Here is a 3644-nt window from a genome sequence, read left to right on the forward strand (position 1 = left end):
GCACGCCGGGGAACTGGCGGCCGTGATCGTGGAGCCGGTGGTGCAGGGGGCGGGCGGCATGCGCTTCCACTCCCCCGCGTACCTGCGGGTGCTGCGCGAGGCGTGCGACGCGCACGACGTGCTGCTGGTGTTCGACGAGATCGCGACCGGGTTCGGGCGTACGGGTGCGCTGTTCGCGGCCGGGCACGCGGCGGTGACACCGGACGTGATGTGCGTGGGCAAGGCGCTGACCGGCGGCTACCTGACCCTGGCGGCGACCCTGTGCACCGCGCGCGTGGCCGGCGGCATCGCGCGCGGCGACGTACCGGTGCTGGCGCACGGTCCGACGTTCATGGGCAATCCGCTGGCGGCCGCCGTGGCCTGCGCCTCGATCGAACTGCTGCTCGGGCAGGACTGGCTCGCGGAGGTCAAGCGCATCGAGTCGGGCCTGCGCGACGGGCTGGCGCCGGCGGCCGGTCTGCCGGGCGTCCGTGACGTGCGGGTCCTCGGCGCCGTCGGCGTCGTCCAGCTCGACCACGAGGTGGACGTGGAGGCCGCCACGCGCGCGGCGGTGCGCCGGGGCGTGTGGCTGCGGCCGTTCCGCGATCTCGTCTACACCATGCCGCCGTACGTCACCGGCGACGCGGACGTGGCCCGGATCGCGGACGCGGTGTGCGCGGCGGCCGAGGAGGGATGACATGCCGGTACTGGTGATCACGGGCACGGGCACCGAGGTCGGCAAGACGGTGGTGACGGCCGCGGTCGCCGCGACGGCGCTGGCGGCGGGCCGGTCGGTGGCCGTGCTGAAGGCGGCGCAGACCGGAGTGCGGCCGGACGAGCCCGGGGACGCCGAGGAGGTCGCGCGGCTCGCCGGGGCCGTCACGACCGCCGAACTCGCCCGGTATCCGGAGCCGCTGGCACCCGCCACCGCCGCCCGGCGGGCGGACCGGGCGCCGGTGCGTCCGCACGAGGTGGCCGAGGCCGCCGCCAAGCTGGCCGCCGAGCACGATCTGGTGCTCGTGGAGGGCGCGGGCGGGCTGCTCGTCCGGTTCGACGGGGACGGCGGGACGCTGGCGGACGCCGCGGCGCTGCTGTCGGCGCCGGTGCTCGTGGTGACGGCGGCGGGACTCGGCACGCTGAACGTCACCGAGCTGACGACGCGTGAACTGCGCTCGCGCGGGCTCGACCCGGCGGGCCTGGTGATCGGCAGCTGGCCCGCCGGGGCCGGTCTGGCCGCGCGCTGCAACGTGCGGGACCTGCCGGAGGTGACGGGGGTGCCGCTGCTGGGCGCGGTCCCGGCCGGCGCGGCCGGCCTGCCCCCGGCCGGCTTCCGCGCGTCGGCGCCCCGCTGGCTGGCACCGCGGCTGGACGGCACGTGGGACGCGGCGGTGTTCCGGGAGCGGGAGGCCGGCTGATCTCCCGCACCGCGTGTGGCTCCCGGTCCCGGGAGCCACACGGCCGGATGCCGGTGCGGGGCATGGGAAGGCTCCTCGCGGGGGACGATCCCGGTGGGCCCCCGGCCCGGGGACCCGTCCCGCGGGAGACGGCCGTTCTCGTGTCCCGCCTCGGCTCCCGGGTTCGTCCGGACAGGGAGGTGGTCCCATGACGGCCGGCTCCGCGAAGGTGGCGCGGGATCCCGTGCACCACCCGCTGTTCGCCCGCTCCTACGCGCGGGTCAGTGCGGCCGCGGAGACCCGTTGGGGCATGGCCGCGATCCGGCGGGAACTGCTCGGCGGGCTGTCCGGCCGGGTGATCGAGGTCGGTGCGGGCAACGGCCTCAACTTCGCGCATTATCCGGGCACCGTCTCGGAGGTGGTCGCGGTCGAACCGGAGCGGGTGCTGCGCGGTCTGGCCGCGGAGGCCGCTCTGCGCGCCCCTGTCCCGGTGGACGTCGCGCCGGGCACCGCGGAGGCGCTGCCGGCCGGGAGCGAGGCGTTCGACGCGGCGGTCGTCTCCCTGGTGCTGTGCAGCGTGCGGGACGTGCCGCGGGCGCTCGCGGAGCTCAGGCGGGTGCTGCGGCCGGGCGGCGAGGTGCGGTTCTTCGAGCACGGGCGGGGCGGTGGCCGGGTGATGCGGTTCGCCCAGCGCGCCCTGGACCGGACGGTGTGGCCACCGCTGGCCGGTGGCTGCCACGTGGCGCGGGAACCGGTCGGTGCTCTGCGGGAGGCGGGGTTCGAGCTCGGCCCGTACCGGCGCACGCTGATGCCGCAGGACGGGCCGAGGCTGCCGACGTCGTACTGCGTGCTGGGCACCGCCTGGCGGCCCGCGCGCGATCCGGCGGACGACCCGGCGACGGGCCGGGGCTGACCGCGGGTCCGAGCCGCCCACTCGCTCCATCGGCGCAGTTCGGCGGCAGGGCCGTCCACGCGGGCGGGGCGGCCCCGCCGGACCGGTCGCCCGGGGGACGGCCGGCGCTCCTTCCGCGCGCCGGGGCGCGTTCCCACGCCGCTCGGACGATGCCCTCCTGCGCGTGCGCGCCCGTCCGGGTCCCGGCCCCGCCCCGGGGCCCGCGCCCCGGTGCCGGCACCGGCCGGGGCCGGTGAACGGCCCGTTCCCCGCGCGGCGGCCGGCTCGTCGAGGCATTCCCCGGGTGCCGTCGCCTCCGGCCGTCGCACGGTCCCCGCCCGGGAAACAGGACGGTGCCCCGTACAGCGGAATGGCGCGCCCCCGCCCTTACGAGGGATATTCGGTGTGGGCCGGATCACACTGCCGTCGGGCGCGACCAGCACGAGCGGCACGGCCCGAGGCCCACACGGAGGAGACGGTCTTGTCCACACCCGCTGCGGAGCACACCCCCGGCCTCACGTCGGCCGACCCGATCGCGGCCCGCGCCCGCGGGCTGACGAAGGCGTACGGGTCCGGTGAGACGACCGTGCTCGCCCTGGACGCGATGGACGTGGACATCGCGCGGGGCCGGTTCACGGCGGTGATGGGACCGTCGGGGTCGGGCAAGTCGACGCTGATGCACTGCCTGGCCGGGCTCGACACCGTTTCCGCCGGCCGGGTGTGGCTCGGCGACACCGAGATCACGGGGCTGAAGGACCGTGATCTGACACGTCTGCGCCGGGACCGGATCGGTTTCATGTTCCAGTCGTTCAACCTCATCCCGACGCTGAACGCGCTGGAGAACATCACCCTCCCCATGGACATCGCGGGCCGGAAGCCCGACGGGAAGTGGCTGGACCAGGTCGTCGACACGCTGGGGCTGCGGGACCGGCTCGGGCACCGGCCGGCGCAGCTGTCCGGCGGCCAGCAGCAGCGCGTGGCGTGCGCGCGGGCGCTGGCCTCCCGGCCCGAGCTGATCTTCGCGGACGAGCCGACCGGCAATCTCGACTCGCGCGCGGGACTGGAGGTGCTCGGTTTCCTGCGCGAGGCCGTGGACCGGCTGCACCAGACCGTGGTGATGGTCACCCACGACCCCGGCGCCGCCGCCCACTCCGACCTGGTGCTGTTCCTGGTCGACGGGCGGATCGTCGACGAGATGGCGCGGCCCACGGCACAGGCGGTGCTCGACCGGATGAAGCGGTTCGACGTGACCCGCGCCCGGTCCGTCGACGGCATCCCGGCTCCCGGCCGCGCCTCCGGGCTCGCCCCGGCCCCGATCCCGGACCTCGCCCCGGAACCGGTTTCCGGCCTCGCGCCCGGCCCGGACTCCCGCCGCGCCC

Annotated in this window: 4 protein-coding genes; all 4 read left to right on the plus strand. The window is 76.7% G+C overall.

What is annotated here, in order from left to right:
- Nucleotides 1-676 (plus strand): aminotransferase class III-fold pyridoxal phosphate-dependent enzyme (locus AOK18_RS25725; RefSeq protein ID WP_157865189.1); only part of this gene is annotated, 676 nt, incomplete at its 5' end.
- A 1-nt stretch (nucleotide 677) separates the two neighbouring features.
- Nucleotides 678-1394, plus strand: a complete 717-nt coding sequence (gene bioD / locus AOK18_RS25730) for a dethiobiotin synthase (protein WP_055574749.1) — start codon at nucleotides 678-680, stop codon at nucleotides 1392-1394.
- A gap of 187 nt (nucleotides 1395-1581) precedes the next feature.
- The gene (locus tag AOK18_RS25735) at nucleotides 1582-2286 is read left to right on the plus strand and encodes a class I SAM-dependent methyltransferase (RefSeq protein WP_055574750.1); all 705 of its coding nucleotides are present in this window, start codon (nucleotides 1582-1584) and stop codon (nucleotides 2284-2286) included.
- A 460-nt stretch (nucleotides 2287-2746) separates the two neighbouring features.
- On the plus strand, nucleotides 2747-3644 hold an 898-nt coding region (locus tag AOK18_RS25740), incomplete at its 3' end, for an ABC transporter ATP-binding protein (RefSeq protein ID WP_055695886.1).

The organism is Streptomyces prasinopilosus (assembly GCF_001419695.1).
GTDB lineage: Bacteria > Actinomycetota > Actinomycetes > Streptomycetales > Streptomycetaceae > Streptomyces > Streptomyces prasinopilosus.